The following is a 13,835-nucleotide window of genomic DNA, read 5'->3' on the forward strand; positions in this document are numbered from 1 at the left end:
GTGATATTCTTCGCGCGTGGCCACTCCGGCCGCTTTCCCGAACAGACAACGATCGCTCAAATTATGTTGCATACCAATCGCACACCTAACCCGTTCGCAGCATTTGCCGCCGCACTGTTTCTTATTTTTATCAGCTTCTCAAGCCTGGCGGCGTCCGCACAGAGCGGAAGTGATTTGCCTTCGCGCAGCGAAGTGCAGAATCAGCTCGACGCACTCAATAAACAAAAAGATCACTCCGCGCAGGAGAAGCTGGTTATTCAGGATCTCAATGAGACTCTTGATACGCTGGATAAAATCGACCGCGTCAAGCAGGAGACCGCGCTGCTGAAGCAGAAAGTGGCGCAGGCGCCGGAACAGCTGCGTCAGGCTACCGATGCTCTCAACGCGCTGAATGATAAAGACAGCGATGAGGAGACGCGCAAAACCCTTGCCACGCTCTCGCTTCGTCAACTGGAGTCGCGCGTTTCGCAACTGCTTGAAGATCTGCAAACCGCGCAGAACGATCTCTCCAACTACAACAGCCAGCTGGTGTCGCTGCAGACGCAGCCGGAGCGCGTACAGAATGCGATGTACAGCGCCTCACAGCAGTTGCAGGAGATCCGCAACCGTCTGAACGGCACGGTTGCCGGCGAAGGCGCCCTACGCCCGACGCAGCAAACGCTGTTACAGGCTCAGCAAACCCTGCTCAATGCGCAGATTGAACAGCTGCGCAAAAGCCTCGAAGGCAATACCACTTTGCAGGATACGCTGCAGAAGCAGCGGGATTATGTCACCGCAAACAGTAACCGCCTCGAACACCAGCTTCAGTTATTGCAGGAAGCAGTCAACAGCAAACGTCTGACGCTGACGGAGAAGACGGCGCAGGAGGCGGTGACGCCGGATGATACCGCGCGCATTCAGGCGAACCCGCTGGTGAGCCAGGAGCTGGAGATTAACCACCAGCTGAGCCAGAAGCTGATTGAAGCCACCGAAAGCGGCAACGCGCTGGTGCAGCAGAATATCAAAGTGAAGAACTGGCTCGACCGCGCCCTGCAATCCGAGCGCAATATTAAAGAACAAATTTCGGTGCTGAAGGGGAGCCTGCTGCTGTCGCGCATCCTCTATCAGCAACAGCAGACGCTGCCCTCAGCCGATGAGCTTGAGGATATGACCAACCGCATTGCGGATCTGCGTCTGGAGCAGTTCGACATCAACCAGAAGCGTGACGCGCTGTTCCAGAACGAGAACTTCGTCGCCAAACTGGAAGAGGGCCACCAGAGCGAAGTCAACGACGAAGTACACGACGCGCTGTTGCAGGTGGTCGATATGCGCCGTGAGTTGCTCGATCAACTGAACAAGCAGCTCGGCAACCAGCTGATGATGGCCATTAACCTGCAGGTCAATCAGCAGCAGTTGATGAGCGTGTCAAAAAGCCTGCAGGAGATCCTGACTCAGCAAATCTTCTGGGTAAACAGCAACAAGCCGATGGACTGGGAGTGGATCAAAGCCTTCCCGCAGACCCTGCGCGATGAGATCAAAGGCACCCACATTACCGTCAACTGGGAAAAAGCGCTGCCGGCGGTGGCGATCGCGTTTCTCGCCGGGCTGCCGCTGCTGCTGATTGCCGGGCTTATCCGCTGGCGTTTGCGCTGGCTGAAAAAGTATCAGGCAAAGCTGGCGGAGCAGGTTGGGCAGCTTCGCAGCGACAGCCAGCTGCATACGCCAAAAGCGATCCTCATCGATCTGATCCGCGCCTTGCCGGTCTGCCTGCTTATTCTGGCGGTGGGGCTGATTCTGCTTACCATGCAGCTCAATATCAGCGAACTGCTGTGGGCATTCAGTAAGAAGCTGGCGCTCTTCTGGCTGGTCTTTGGCCTGTGCTGGAAAGTGCTGGAGAAAGAGGGCGTTGCCGTTAACCACTTTGGCATGCCAGCGCAGCTGACCAGCCACTGGCGGCGGCAGATTGTGCGCATCAGCCTCGCGCTGCTGCCGCTCCACTTCTGGTCGGTGGTCTCTGAGCTGTCGCCGCTGCATCTGATGGATGATGTGCTCGGGCAGTTTGTCATTCTGCTGAACCTGTTGGTGATCACCGCGCTGGTGTGGCCGATGTTCCGCGAAAGCTGGCACGATAAAGAGTCCCATGCGCTGCGCCTGGTCACCGTTACGGTGCTGGCGATTGTGCCGATTGCCTTAATGGTGCTGACCGCGACCGGTTACTTCTACACCACGCTGCGCCTTGCCGGGCGCTGGATTGAAACCGTCTACCTGGTGATTATCTGGAACTTGCTCTACCAGACGGTGCTGCGCGGTTTGAGCGTAGCGGCGCGGCGTATTGCCTATCGCCGTGCGCTGGCGCGTCGCCAGAATATGGTGAAAGAGGGCGCGGAAGGCGCCGAGCCGCCGGAAGAGCCAACTATTGCGCTGGAGCAGGTTAACCAGCAGACACTGCGCATCACCATGCTGGTGATGGTGGCGCTGTTTGGCGTGGTCTTCTGGGCGATTTGGTCAGACTTGATCACCGTGTTTGCCTACCTCGACAGCATTACGCTGTGGCACTACAACGGCACCGAAGCGGGGGCGGCGGTGACCAAGAGCGTTACTCTCGGCAGCCTGCTGTTTGCGATTATCGCCTTTGTGGTGGCCTGGGCACTGATCCGCAACTTGCCGGGTCTGCTTGAAGTGTTAGTCCTGTCGCGTCTCAATATGCGCCAGGGCTCCTCCTACGCCGTCACCACTATTCTGAACTACGTCATTATTGCGGTCGGGGCGTTAACAGTCTTCGGATCGCTCGGTGTCTCGTGGGATAAGTTGCAGTGGCTGGCGGCGGCGTTGTCAGTCGGTCTCGGCTTCGGGTTGCAGGAGATCTTCGGTAACTTTGTCTCCGGCCTGATTATCCTGTTTGAGCGCCCGGTCCGTATCGGCGATACCGTCACCATCGGCACCTTCTCCGGCACGGTCAGCAAGATCCGTATTCGTGCGACAACCATCACCGACTTCGATCGCAAAGAGGTGATTATCCCGAACAAGGCCTTTGTGACCGAGCGGCTGATCAACTGGTCGCTCTCCGATACCATCACCCGCGTGGTGATCCGTATCGGTGTGGCCTATGGCTCCGATCTGGAGAAAGTGAAGAAGGTGCTGCTGAAGGCGGCGATGGATCACCCGAAAGTGATGCACGACCCGGAACCGGCGGTCTTCTTTACCACCTTCGGGCCGAGCACGCTGGATCACGAGCTGCGTCTCTATGTGCGTGAACTTCGCGATCGCAGCTATACGGTGGATGAGCTTAACCGCACCATCGATCGCATGTGCCGGGAAAACGACATCAATATCGCCTTCAACCAGCTCGAAGTGCACCTGCGCAATGAGAAGGGTGATGAGTTAACGGAAGTGAAGCGCGAGATAAAGGGCGACGATCCGACCCCTGAAGCGCCGTAATGGTTAGCCCCTCTTCCTCAGGGAAGGGGGGCTGCCGGCTGTAACTGCTTCTGTTCAAAATCCCGTTTGACGATCTCCAGCGCTTTTAACACCAGATCGGGGGCGATCTCATGCTGTTCAAGCAGCATAATCAGATCGACCGCCAGCTTGACCTCATCCGGGGCATTTTCCAGCGACATCTTCTCTCCTTGGTTAACGGGTTAAACGCGCCAGCACGCGCTCAATATTCTCCAGCGCTTTGCGACAGCGGCCGAGCCGGACATCTAATGCTTCCACTTCTTTATGCAGTTTCTGCTGCTCGGCAAGTGTAGTAACCGACGCTAAACGTACGTTACGCTCGTTTTTCATCGCCTGCAGGCGGCGCTCATACTCCTGATGCTGCAAGCGCCGCCGCTGCCAGCGCGTAATGCCGGGCGAGGCGTGATCCCACTGGCGCAGTGGCCAGACGGCGCTCTCCCGCGTCAGCGCGGCGATTTGTGCGGTTAAATGCTCCGCCAGCCAGAGCGCCTGCGGCAAATGGTTGCGTGCCACGGTCTCGCGCAGCGCCGCCAGGTTTTTATCGGTCTCATTAAGATAAGCACGCATGCGCGTATCTTTTGTCTGAAAAAGATGGCGATCAAAACGGGCGCTGACGGTGAAGTGATCCGCCAGCGGCGCGGCCTGCTGGCGTAACCGGGCAAGTTGCTGCTCCAGCCTCTCTAAAAGCGCGTCGCTTTTCATCTCTCATTCCCTCTTTTTCACGGCGATTATGGTACATTAGCCGCTTATTCCGGCAACGATTAGCACTATGCAACGCACTATTTTAATCATCATTGGCTGGCTGGCGGTAGTGCTCGGCACCCTGGGTGTCGTTCTGCCCGTTTTACCGACCACACCTTTTATCCTGCTGGCCGCCTGGTGTTTTGCCCGCTCGTCGCCGCGTTTTCATCACTGGCTGCTCTACCGCTCCTGGTTTGGCGGCTATCTGCGGCACTGGCAGCAGTATCGCGCCATGCCGCCCGGCGCAAAGCCGCGCGCGATTGTTATTACGCTTCTGACCTTCGCGGTCTCGCTCTATTTTGTGAAGATGATGTGGGTGCGCGTTTTGCTGCTGATCATCCTCGCGTGTCTGCTGATTTTTCTCTGGCGGATACCGGTGGTTGATGCAAAGCAACAAAAAACCTAATGCGCTGCGATGGCAGTTGCAATTCTCGCTCACTGCCAGTAAATTCGAGCGTTTTCGAGCACGGGGTCGACTGGTTAAAGCTTAACCAGAGGCCAATTGAGCCTTTATCATACGTCCCGTGAGTAATACCGTTTCTATCAGGCAAATATCCATGACAGCGACTGCGCAGCAGCTTGAATTTCTCAAAAACAGCATCAAAAGCATTCAGGATTACCCGAAGCCGGGCATCCTGTTCCGTGATGTCACCAGTTTGCTGGAAGACCCGAAGGCGTACGCCCTCAGCATTGAACTGCTGGTTGAGCGTTACAAAAACGCCGGGATCACTAAAGTTGTTGGTACCGAAGCGCGTGGCTTCCTGTTCGGCGCGCCGGTGGCGTTAGGCCTCGGCGTTGGCTTTGTGCCGGTACGTAAACCGCGTAAATTGCCGCGTGAAACTATCAGCGAGAGTTATGAGCTGGAGTATGGCACCGATCAGTTAGAGATCCATGTTGATGCGATCCAGGCTGGCGACACCGTGCTGGTGGTCGACGATCTGCTGGCAACCGGCGGTACCATCGAAGCGACGGTGAAACTGATCCGCCGTCTGGGTGGCGAGGTTACCGACGCGGCGTTCATTATCAATCTGTTCGACCTGGGCGGCGAAGAGCGCCTGAAAAAACAGGGTGTTACTAGCTACAGCCTGGTCTCGTTCCCGGGGCATTGATCCCGCGTACCTTCATCCCTCACGCCTGAGGGATGAAGTGCATTCTCAGCCGATGCTGTGTTAGCATTACCCCTCGTGAATCCACCTTCCAGCGTTTCAGAGCCTGCCAATGAGTTATCAGGTCTTAGCCCGAAAATGGCGACCGCAAACTTTTGCTGACGTCGTCGGCCAGGAGCATGTGCTGACCGCACTGGCGAACGGCTTAACATCAGGACGCATTCATCATGCGTATCTGTTCTCCGGCACCCGCGGCGTCGGAAAAACCTCTATTGCCCGTTTGCTGGCGAAGGGGCTTAACTGCGAAACCGGTATTACGGCGACACCGTGCGGTGTCTGCGATAACTGCCGTGAAATCGAGCAGGGCCGTTTTGTCGATCTGATTGAGATCGACGCCGCGTCGCGTACCAAAGTGGAAGATACCCGCGATCTGCTGGACAATGTCCAGTACGCGCCGGCGCGTGGCCGCTTCAAAGTCTATCTGATTGACGAAGTGCACATGCTCTCGCGTCACAGCTTCAACGCGTTGTTGAAAACCCTTGAAGAGCCGCCCGCGCACGTTAAATTCCTGCTGGCGACCACCGATCCGCAAAAACTGCCGGTGACGATCCTGTCCCGCTGCCTGCAGTTCCATCTTAAAGCGCTGGATGTCGATCAGATCCGCACCCAGCTTGAACATATTCTCACTGATGAGAAGATTGAATCCGAGCCGCGTGCGCTGCAACTGCTGGCGCGCGCCGCCGACGGCAGCCTGCGTGATGCCCTGAGCCTGACCGATCAGGCTATTGCCAGCGGCAACGGCCAGCTTTCCGCTGCGGTAGTCAGCGCTATGCTCGGCACGCTGAATGACGATCAGGCGCTCTCCCTGGTGGAAGCGGTCATCGCTGCCAACGGCGAGCGGGCAATGGCGCTGGTCCATGATGCCGCCTCGCGTGGCGTCGAATGGGACGCGCTGCTGCTGGAGATGCAGAGCCTGCTGCACCGCATCGCCATGGTTCAGCTCACCCCGGCGGCACTCGGCAGCGATATGGCATCGGTGGAGCACCGTCTGCGCGAACTCGCGCGCACCGTGCCGCCTGCCGATATTCAGCTCTACTACCAGACGCTGCTGATTGGCCGCAAAGAGTTACCCTTCGCGCCCGACAGACGGATGGGCGTTGAGATGACTTTACTGCGCGCGCTGGCGTTCCACCCGCGCGCGCCGCTGCCTGCGCCAGAAGTGCAGCAGGCCTCGTTTGCGCCGGTCGCGCCGACGGCGGTGATGTCGCCGCAGCAGGTCGCCCCTGCACCGCAGGCGCAGCCCGCCCCCCAGCAAGATGTTCCGCTGCCGCCCTCCACCAGCCAGGTGCTGGCGGCGCGCAGACAGCTGCAGCAGGCGCAGGGAGCAGACAAAGCAAAAAAGAGTGAACCGGCAGCCGCAACCCGCGCGCGGCCGGTGAGTAACGCCGCGCTGGAGAGGCTCGCCTCTGTCACCGAGCGCGTACAGTCCCGCCCGGCGACGGCAACGGCCGACAACAAGCCGGTGAAAAAAGAGGCCTATCGCTGGAAAGCGACCACCGTCGTTGAGACGGTAAAAGAGGTCATCGCCACGCCAAAAGCGCTGAAAAAGGCGCTTGAGCACGAGAAAACGCCGGAGCTGGCGAAGAAGCTGGCAGAAGAGGCGATCGAGCGCGACGCGTGGGCAAAAGAGGTGAGTCTGCTGAAATTGCCTAAACTGGTCGAGCAGGTGGCGCTAAATGCCTGGAAAGAGCAGGATGGCGCGCGCATCACTCTGCACCTTCGCAGCGCCCAGCGCCATCTCCATTCGCCCGGCGCGGTGAAGACGCTCGGCGAGGCGCTCGGCGAATTGCACGGTTCGACGGTTGAACTGACTATTATTGAAGATGATAATCCGGCGGTGCGTACGCCGCTGGAGTGGCGTCAGGCCATCTATGAAGAGAAGCTCGCGCAGGCGCGCGAGTCGATTATTGCGGATAACAATATCCAGACCCTGCAGCGCTTTTTCGATGCGGATCTGGATGAAGAGAGTATCCGCCCCCTTTGACAGGAAGAGCGATACTTCCCGTTTTCAACCCTGAATGTGACTTATCACCCTGGTCAGTCACCACAGCTAAAGAGAGAAGCCTATGTTTGGAAAAGGCGGTCTGGGTAACCTGATGAAACAGGCCCAGCAGATGCAAGAAAAGATGCAGAAAGTGCAGGAAGAGATCGCGCAACTGGAAGTGACCGGCGAATCAGGCGCGGGTCTGGTGAAAGTGACCATCAACGGCGCGCATAACTGCCGTCGCGTGGAGATCGATCCGAGCCTGCTCGAAGACGACAAAGAGATGCTGGAAGATCTGGTCGCCGCTGCATTCAACGATGCTGCACGCCGCATTGAAGAGACGCAGAAAGAGAAGATGGCCTCTGTCTCTTCCGGTATGTCCCTGCCGCCAGGCTTTAAGATGCCGTTCTGATGCAAACCAGTCCGCTGTTAACGCAGCTTATGGAAGCGTTGCGCTGTCTGCCGGGCGTTGGCCCGAAGTCGGCGCAGCGCATGGCATTTACGCTGCTGCAGCGGGATCGCAGCGGCGGCATGCGCCTCGCGCAGGCGCTCACCCGGGCGATGTCGGAGATTGGTCACTGCGCGGATTGCCGCACCTTTACCGAGCAGGAGGTGTGTAACATCTGCACCAACCCGCGACGTCAGGAAAACGGTCAAATCTGCGTGGTGGAAAGCCCGGCGGACATCTACGCCATTGAGCAAACCGGTCAGTTTTCCGGTCGCTACTTTGTGCTGATGGGCCACCTGTCGCCGCTGGACGGTATCGGGCCGGATGATATCGGTCTCGACCGGCTCGAGCAGCGCCTCGAATCTGAAAAGATTCAGGAGGTGATCCTCGCCACCAACCCGACGGTGGAAGGGGAGGCGACCGCTAACTATATTGCCGAGCTGTGTGGGCAATATGGCGTGGAAGCCAGCCGTATCGCCCACGGCGTGCCGGTGGGCGGCGAGCTGGAGATGGTGGATGGCACCACGCTTTCCCACTCTCTCGCCGGGCGTCACAAGATTCGTTTTTAACCAGACGGGGGCAGAAATTTTTGCCTCCGCTTGAAATTCCCCGCCGTTATCCCCACTTCTCCCTCAACGCTTTTTCCACCTTGTAAATGGCATTGTTGAGGTTTTCCCAATGAAAGGACAAGAAACACGTGGCTTCCAGTCAGAAGTAAAACAGCTTCTGCATTTGATGATCCACTCTCTTTATTCCAACAAAGAAATCTTCCTGCGTGAGCTTATCTCCAACGCCTCGGATGCGGCGGATAAACTGCGTTTCCGCGCGCTCTCCAAACCCGATCTCTATGAAGGCGACGGCGACCTGCGCGTGCGCGTCTCCTTCGACAAAGAGAAACGTACCCTGACCATCGCCGATAACGGTATCGGTATGAACCGTGACGAAGTGATTGACCATCTGGGGACAATTGCCAAATCCGGCACCAAAGCCTTCCTCGAATCGATGGGCTCCGACCAGGCGAAAGATAGCCAGCTGATCGGTCAGTTTGGCGTGGGTTTCTACTCGGCATTTATCGTTGCTGACAAAGTGACCGTGCGCACCCGCGCGGCAGGCGAAAGCGCCGAAAATGGTGTCTTCTGGGAATCGGAAGGCGCGGGCGAATACACCGTTGCCGATATCACCAAAGCCGATCGCGGTACCGAGATCACCCTGCATCTGCGCGAAGGGGAAGATGATTTCCTCAACGACTGGCGCGTGCGCTCCATCATCAGCAAATACTCCGACCATATCGCGCTGCCGGTTGAGATCGAAAAACAGGAAGAGAAAGACGGCGAAACCGTTGTCACCTGGGAGAAGATCAACAAAGCGCAGGCGCTGTGGACGCGTAACAAGTCTGAAATCAAAGATGACGAGTACAACGAGTTCTACAAACATATCTCCCATGATTACAGCGATCCGCTGATCTGGAGCCATAACCGCGTTGAAGGGAAGCAGGAGTACACCAGCCTGCTTTATATCCCGTCGCAGGCGCCGTGGGATATGTGGAACCGCGATCACAAGCACGGCCTGAAACTCTATGTTCAGCGCGTCTTTATCATGGACGAAGCCGAGCAGTTTATGCCGAATTACCTGCGTTTCGTACGCGGGCTGGTCGACTCCAACGATCTGCCGCTCAACGTCTCCCGTGAAATTCTGCAGGACAGCAGCGTTACCCGCAGCCTGCGTACCGCGCTGACCAAACGCGTGCTGCAGATGCTGGAAAAACTGGCGAAAGATGACGCGGAAAAATACCAGACCTTCTGGCAGCAGTTCGGCCTGGTGCTGAAAGAGGGGACCGGCGAAGACAGCGGCAACCTGGAGACCATCGCCAAACTGCTGCGTTTTGCCTCCACGCACAATGACTCCTCCACGCAGACCGTGTCGCTGGAAGAGTACGTCTCGCGCATGAAAGAGGGCCAGGAGAAGATCTACTTCATCACCGCCGACAGCTACGCCGCGGCGAAGAGCAGCCCGCACCTTGAGCTGCTGCGTAAGAAAGGCATCGAAGTGCTGCTGCTTTCCGACCGCATTGATGAGTGGATGATGAGCTACCTGACCGAGTTCGACGGTAAGCCGTTCCAGTCTGTTGCGAAAGCCGATGCCTCGCTGGATAAGCTGGCTGACGAAGTGGATGAGACCACCAAAGAAGCGGAAAAAGCGCTGGAGCCGTTTGTTGAGCGTGTGAAAACCCTGCTTGGCGAGCGCGTGAAAGAGGTGCGTCTGACTCACCGTCTGACCGACACGCCAGCCGTTGTGGTGACCGATGCTGATGAGATGAGCACGCAGATGGCGAAGCTGTTTGCTGCGGCTGGTCAGAGCGCGCCGGAAGTGAAATACATCTTCGAACTGAACCCGGATCACGCGCTGGTGAAACGTGCGGCGGATACCCAGGACGAAGGGCAGTTTAACCAGTGGGTTGAACTGCTGCTCGACCAGGCGCTGTTCGCCGAACGCGGTACGCTGGAAGATCCAAACCAGTTTATTCGCCGCATGAACCAGCTGCTGGTTTCGTAAGCAGCACCAGGGAGGCCACCGCGCCTCCCTTTTTTATTCCCGCTTTTGCCGTTTAAGAAAAAGGTAGCATTACCGTTTCAGCGTCCGCGCCTTTCTTGAGCCTGCCTCCTCTTGATGGTATCTTTTAGCGCTTTTGAAAAATTGAACCAACATTTGAGGGGATTTTCGCAATGCGTATTATTCTGCTGGGCGCTCCGGGCGCAGGTAAAGGAACTCAGGCGCAGTTCATCATGGAGAAATACGGTATTCCGCAAATCTCTACGGGTGACATGCTGCGTGCCGCAGTAAAATCTGGCAGCGAGCTGGGTAAACAGGCGAAAGATATCATGGACGCCGGCAAGCTGGTCACCGACGAGCTGGTTATTGCGCTGGTGAAAGAGCGTATCGCCCAGGAAGATTGCCGCAACGGCTTCCTGCTGGACGGTTTCCCGCGCACCATTCCGCAGGCGGATGCGATGAAAGAAGCCGGCATCAATGTCGATTTCGTGCTGGAATTCGCCGTACCGGACGAGCTGATTGTTGATCGCATCGTCGGTCGTCGCGTTCACGCCGCCTCTGGCCGCGTTTACCACATCAAATACAACCCGCCGAAAGAGGAAGGGAAAGATGATGTGACCGGCGACGAGCTGACCACCCGTAAAGACGATCAGGAAGAGACCGTGCGTAAGCGCCTGGTCGAATACCATCAGCTGACGGCACCGCTGATCGGCTACTATCAGAAAGAAGCGGAAGCGGGTAACACCCAGTACGTTAAAGTTGACGGCACCAAAGCGGTTAGCGACGTACGCGCTGAACTGGAAAAAATCCTCGGGTAATTTCCATTTCCCCCGGCTATGTGTCGGGGGAAACTATCAATCACAGCAATTGGTTCCGTTTACCCGCTTTTCGGCTACAATAATCAACCAGTTAAATGGTTAAGAGGCGCGAATGAGTCAGGCAAAAACGGGCATTTTGTTGGCCAATCTCGGCACCCCCGATGCACCCACCCCCCAGGCCGTTAAACGGTATCTGCGGCAGTTCTTAAGCGACAGACGCGTGGTCGATGCGCCCCGCTTGCTGTGGTGGCCGCTGTTACGCGGCGTGATCCTGCCTATTCGTTCTCCCCGCGTGGCGAAACTCTACAAATCCGTCTGGATGGAAGAGGGATCACCATTAATGGTCTACAGCCGCAGGCAGGAAAAGGCGTTAGCCGCTCGCTTGCCGGAAGTGCCTGTTGCGCTCGGCATGAGCTACGGCTCACCGTCGCTGGAGAGCGCGGTCGAGGCGCTGATGGCGCAGGGCGTCGAACATATCGTTGTGCTCACGCTCTACCCGCAATACTCCTGCTCGACGGTTGCCGCTGTCTGGGATGAGCTGGCGCGTATTCTGGGCAAAAAACGCTTTATTCCCGGAATCTCCTTTATCCGCGACTACGCCGATAACGCAGACTACATCGCGGCGTTGGCGAACAGCGTGCGCGCCTCGTTTGCGCAGCATGGCGAACCGGATCTGCTTCTGCTCTCTTACCACGGTATTCCGCAGCGTTACGCCGCGCAGGGGGATGACTACCCGCAGCGCTGCCGCGATACCACCCGTGAGCTGGTTTCCGCTCTCGATCTGCCGCCGGAGAAGGTGATGATGACCTTCCAGTCGCGATTCGGCCGCGAACCGTGGCTGACGCCTTACACCGATGAGACGCTGAAAATGCTCGGTGAGAAGGGCGTGAAGCATATTCAGGTGATGTCACCGGGCTTTGCCGCCGACTGCCTGGAGACGCTGGAGGAGATCGCCGTGCAGAACCGCGAGTTCTTCCTCGAAGCCGGGGGCGAAAAGTATGAATACATTCCTGCGCTAAATGATTCACCGGAGCATATTGAGATGATGGTCAACTTAACGGCCAAATATCGCTGATCGCTGCGCGGGCCGAGTGTGATACCATGCACGGCCCGAATGTATTGCACGTAGCACAAAGATGAAATTTCCCGGTAAACGTAAGTCCAAACACTATTTCCCCGTCAACGCCCGCGACCCCTTATTGCAGCAAATCCAGCCTGAGAGCGAAACCGGCACCAGCTGGGTGGTCGGCATCGACCAGACGCTGGTGGATATCGAAGCGAAAGTGGATGATGCGTTTATCGCACGTTTCGGCCTCAGTGCCGGTCATTCGCTGGTGATCGCCGATGATGTCGCCGAAGCGCTCTATCAGGAGCTGGTGAGCAATAACCTGATTACCCACCAGTTTGCCGGCGGCACCATCGGCAATACGCTGCATAACTACTCGGTGCTGGCCGATGACCGCTCGGTTTTGCTGGGCGTGATGTGCGATAACGTGCAAATCGGCGGTTACGCTTACCGTTACCTCTGCAACACCTCCAGCCGTACCGATCTTAACTACCTGCAGGGCGTTGAGGGGGCGATTGGCCGCTGCTTTACGCTGGTCAGCGACAGCGGTGAGCGCACCTTCGCCATCAGCCCCGGTCATATGAACCAGCTGCGCCCGGAAAGTATTCCCGAAGAGGTGATTGCTGGTGCCTCCGCGCTGGTGCTCTCCTCCTATTTAGTGCGCTGTAAACCCGGTGAACCGATGCCGGAGGCGACCATGCAGGCGGTGGCCTATGCCAAAAAGCACAATGTACCGGTGGTGCTGACGCTGGGTACCAAATACGTTATCGCTGACAACGTGCCGTGGTGGCGCGACTTCCTCAAAGAGAACGTCTCGATTCTGGCGATGAATGAAGAGGAGGGGCACGCCCTGACCGGTGAGAGCGATCCGCTGATGGCGGCGGATAAAGCGCTGGACTGGGTCGATCTGGTGCTCTGCACCGCCGGGCCTGTTGGCTTATATATGGCGGGCTTTACCGAAGATGAGGCGAAGCGCAAAACCCAGCACCCGCTGCTGCCGGGCGCGATTGCCGAATTTAACCAGTATGAGTTTAGCCGTGCGATCCGCCATAAGGATTGCGAGCATCCGCTGCGCATCTACTCCCATATCGCCCCTTATATGGGTGGGCCGGAGAAGATCATGAACACCAACGGCGCAGGCGATGGCGCGCTGGCGGCGCTGCTGCATGACATTACCGCTAATAACTATCACCGTAACAACGTGCCAAACTCCAGTAAGCATAACTTCAGCTGGCTGACCTACTCGTCGCTGGCGCAGGTGTGCAAATACGCGAACCGCGTCAGTTACCAGGTGCTGAACCAGCACTCCCCGCGCTTAACCCGCGGCCTGCCGGAGCGGGAAGATAGCCTCGAAGAGGCGTACTGGGAGCGTTAAGGAAAAGGACAGTAAAGAAGCCGCTGAAACGGCCCAGGCCGGATAAGCGGGACGCGCCATCCGGCATTCTCACCGCGGCACCCTTGCCGGATGGCGGCTCCGCCTTATCCGGCCTACAAAAGCGTAGCCCGCTGAAACGGCGTAGGCCGGATAAGCGCCAGCGCCATCCGGCAATGGGTGCGGCATGTTGCCTCGGTGGAGGGGTTCCGTTCACCATACGTGGTGGGGTTTCATTGACCTCTTATGCGGTGA

The 13,835-nt window shown here is 57.6% G+C and carries 12 protein-coding genes and 1 other annotated feature; of the genes, 10 read left to right on the plus strand and 2 right to left on the minus strand.

Annotation, left to right across the window (positions count from 1 at the left end):
* Positions 1–63 precede the first annotated feature (63 nt).
* Positions 64–3,417 (plus strand): mechanosensitive channel MscK, encoded by a 3,354-nt coding sequence (gene mscK, locus IAE50_RS19890; RefSeq protein WP_200581038.1) that lies wholly within the window; start codon positions 64–66, stop codon positions 3,415–3,417.
* Positions 3,418–3,434: 17 nt separating this feature from the next.
* On the opposite strand, the gene rsmS is transcribed toward mscK, so the two are convergent.
* Both rsmS and priC read right to left on the minus strand, forming a co-directional pair.
* Positions 3,435–3,596, minus strand: a complete 162-nt coding sequence (gene rsmS, locus IAE50_RS19895) for a pleiotropic regulatory protein RsmS (RefSeq protein WP_023478300.1) — start codon at positions 3,594–3,596, stop codon at positions 3,435–3,437.
* Positions 3,597–3,609: 13 nt separating this feature from the next.
* The gene (priC, locus tag IAE50_RS19900) at positions 3,610–4,137 is read right to left on the minus strand and encodes a primosomal replication protein N'' (protein WP_042717620.1); all 528 of its coding nucleotides are present in this window, start codon (positions 4,135–4,137) and stop codon (positions 3,610–3,612) included.
* Between the two features lie 67 nt (positions 4,138–4,204).
* Between priC and IAE50_RS19905 the strand changes: the two genes are divergently transcribed.
* From IAE50_RS19905 to IAE50_RS19945, 9 genes are all read left to right on the plus strand, one after another.
* Complete coding sequence (locus IAE50_RS19905) at positions 4,205–4,582, plus strand: DUF454 family protein (RefSeq protein ID WP_042717622.1); 378 nt, start codon at positions 4,205–4,207, stop codon at positions 4,580–4,582.
* Between the two features lie 151 nt (positions 4,583–4,733).
* Entirely contained in the window at positions 4,734–5,285 is a 552-nt protein-coding gene (gene apt / locus IAE50_RS19910) for an adenine phosphoribosyltransferase (protein ID WP_023478292.1), read from the plus strand.
* Positions 5,286–5,394: 109 nt separating this feature from the next.
* Positions 5,395–7,326, plus strand: a complete 1,932-nt coding sequence (gene dnaX, locus IAE50_RS19915) for a DNA polymerase III subunit gamma/tau (protein WP_200581039.1) — start codon at positions 5,395–5,397, stop codon at positions 7,324–7,326.
* Positions 6,659–6,723, plus strand: a sequence feature (DnaX frameshifting element). It overlaps the preceding gene by 65 nt.
* Before the next feature lie 82 nt (positions 7,327–7,408).
* Positions 7,409–7,738, plus strand: coding sequence for a YbaB/EbfC family nucleoid-associated protein (locus tag IAE50_RS19920; protein WP_023478246.1), 330 nt, complete (start codon positions 7,409–7,411; stop codon positions 7,736–7,738).
* Positions 7,738–8,343 (plus strand): recombination mediator RecR, encoded by a 606-nt coding sequence (gene recR, locus IAE50_RS19925; protein ID WP_023478251.1) that lies wholly within the window; start codon positions 7,738–7,740, stop codon positions 8,341–8,343. The genes IAE50_RS19920 and recR overlap by 1 nt, the downstream gene beginning before the upstream one ends.
* Positions 8,344–8,452: 109 nt before the next feature.
* Positions 8,453–10,327: a molecular chaperone HtpG gene (htpG, locus tag IAE50_RS19930; protein ID WP_200581040.1), complete on the plus strand. Its 1,875-nt coding sequence runs from the start codon at positions 8,453–8,455 to the stop codon at positions 10,325–10,327.
* Between the two features lie 170 nt (positions 10,328–10,497).
* The gene (adk, locus tag IAE50_RS19935) at positions 10,498–11,142 is read left to right on the plus strand and encodes an adenylate kinase (protein ID WP_023478294.1); all 645 of its coding nucleotides are present in this window, start codon (positions 10,498–10,500) and stop codon (positions 11,140–11,142) included.
* Between the two features lie 112 nt (positions 11,143–11,254).
* Positions 11,255–12,217, plus strand: a complete 963-nt coding sequence (gene hemH / locus IAE50_RS19940) for a ferrochelatase (protein ID WP_200581041.1) — start codon at positions 11,255–11,257, stop codon at positions 12,215–12,217.
* A 61-nt stretch (positions 12,218–12,278) separates the two neighbouring features.
* Complete coding sequence (locus IAE50_RS19945; RefSeq protein WP_023478263.1) at positions 12,279–13,583, plus strand: inosine/guanosine kinase; 1,305 nt, start codon at positions 12,279–12,281, stop codon at positions 13,581–13,583.
* Positions 13,584–13,835 lie beyond the last annotated feature (252 nt).

It is taken from the genome of Kosakonia sp. S42 (assembly GCF_016624785.1).
GTDB lineage: Bacteria > Pseudomonadota > Gammaproteobacteria > Enterobacterales > Enterobacteriaceae > Kosakonia > Kosakonia cowanii.

Bases quoted from the DNA above. Each gene is read 5' to 3' on its own strand.
- htpG (WP_200581040.1), top strand. From the start codon at position 8,453: ATGAAAGGACAAGAAACACGTGGCTTCCAGTCAGAAGTAAAACAGCTT.
- hemH (WP_200581041.1), top strand. From the start codon at position 11,255: ATGAGTCAGGCAAAAACGGGCATTTTGTTGGCCAATCTCGGCACCCCC.
- dnaX (WP_200581039.1), top strand. From the start codon at position 5,395: ATGAGTTATCAGGTCTTAGCCCGAAAATGGCGACCGCAAACTTTTGCT.
- IAE50_RS19945 (WP_023478263.1), top strand. From the start codon at position 12,279: ATGAAATTTCCCGGTAAACGTAAGTCCAAACACTATTTCCCCGTCAAC.
- IAE50_RS19905 (WP_042717622.1), top strand. From the start codon at position 4,205: ATGCAACGCACTATTTTAATCATCATTGGCTGGCTGGCGGTAGTGCTC.
- apt (WP_023478292.1), top strand. From the start codon at position 4,734: ATGACAGCGACTGCGCAGCAGCTTGAATTTCTCAAAAACAGCATCAAA.
- adk (WP_023478294.1), top strand. From the start codon at position 10,498: ATGCGTATTATTCTGCTGGGCGCTCCGGGCGCAGGTAAAGGAACTCAG.
- priC (WP_042717620.1), bottom strand. From the start codon at position 4,137: ATGAAAAGCGACGCGCTTTTAGAGAGGCTGGAGCAGCAACTTGCCCGG.
- IAE50_RS19920 (WP_023478246.1), top strand. From the start codon at position 7,409: ATGTTTGGAAAAGGCGGTCTGGGTAACCTGATGAAACAGGCCCAGCAG.
- rsmS (WP_023478300.1), bottom strand. From the start codon at position 3,596: ATGTCGCTGGAAAATGCCCCGGATGAGGTCAAGCTGGCGGTCGATCTG.
- recR (WP_023478251.1), top strand. From the start codon at position 7,738: ATGCAAACCAGTCCGCTGTTAACGCAGCTTATGGAAGCGTTGCGCTGT.
- mscK (WP_200581038.1), top strand. From the start codon at position 64: ATGTTGCATACCAATCGCACACCTAACCCGTTCGCAGCATTTGCCGCC.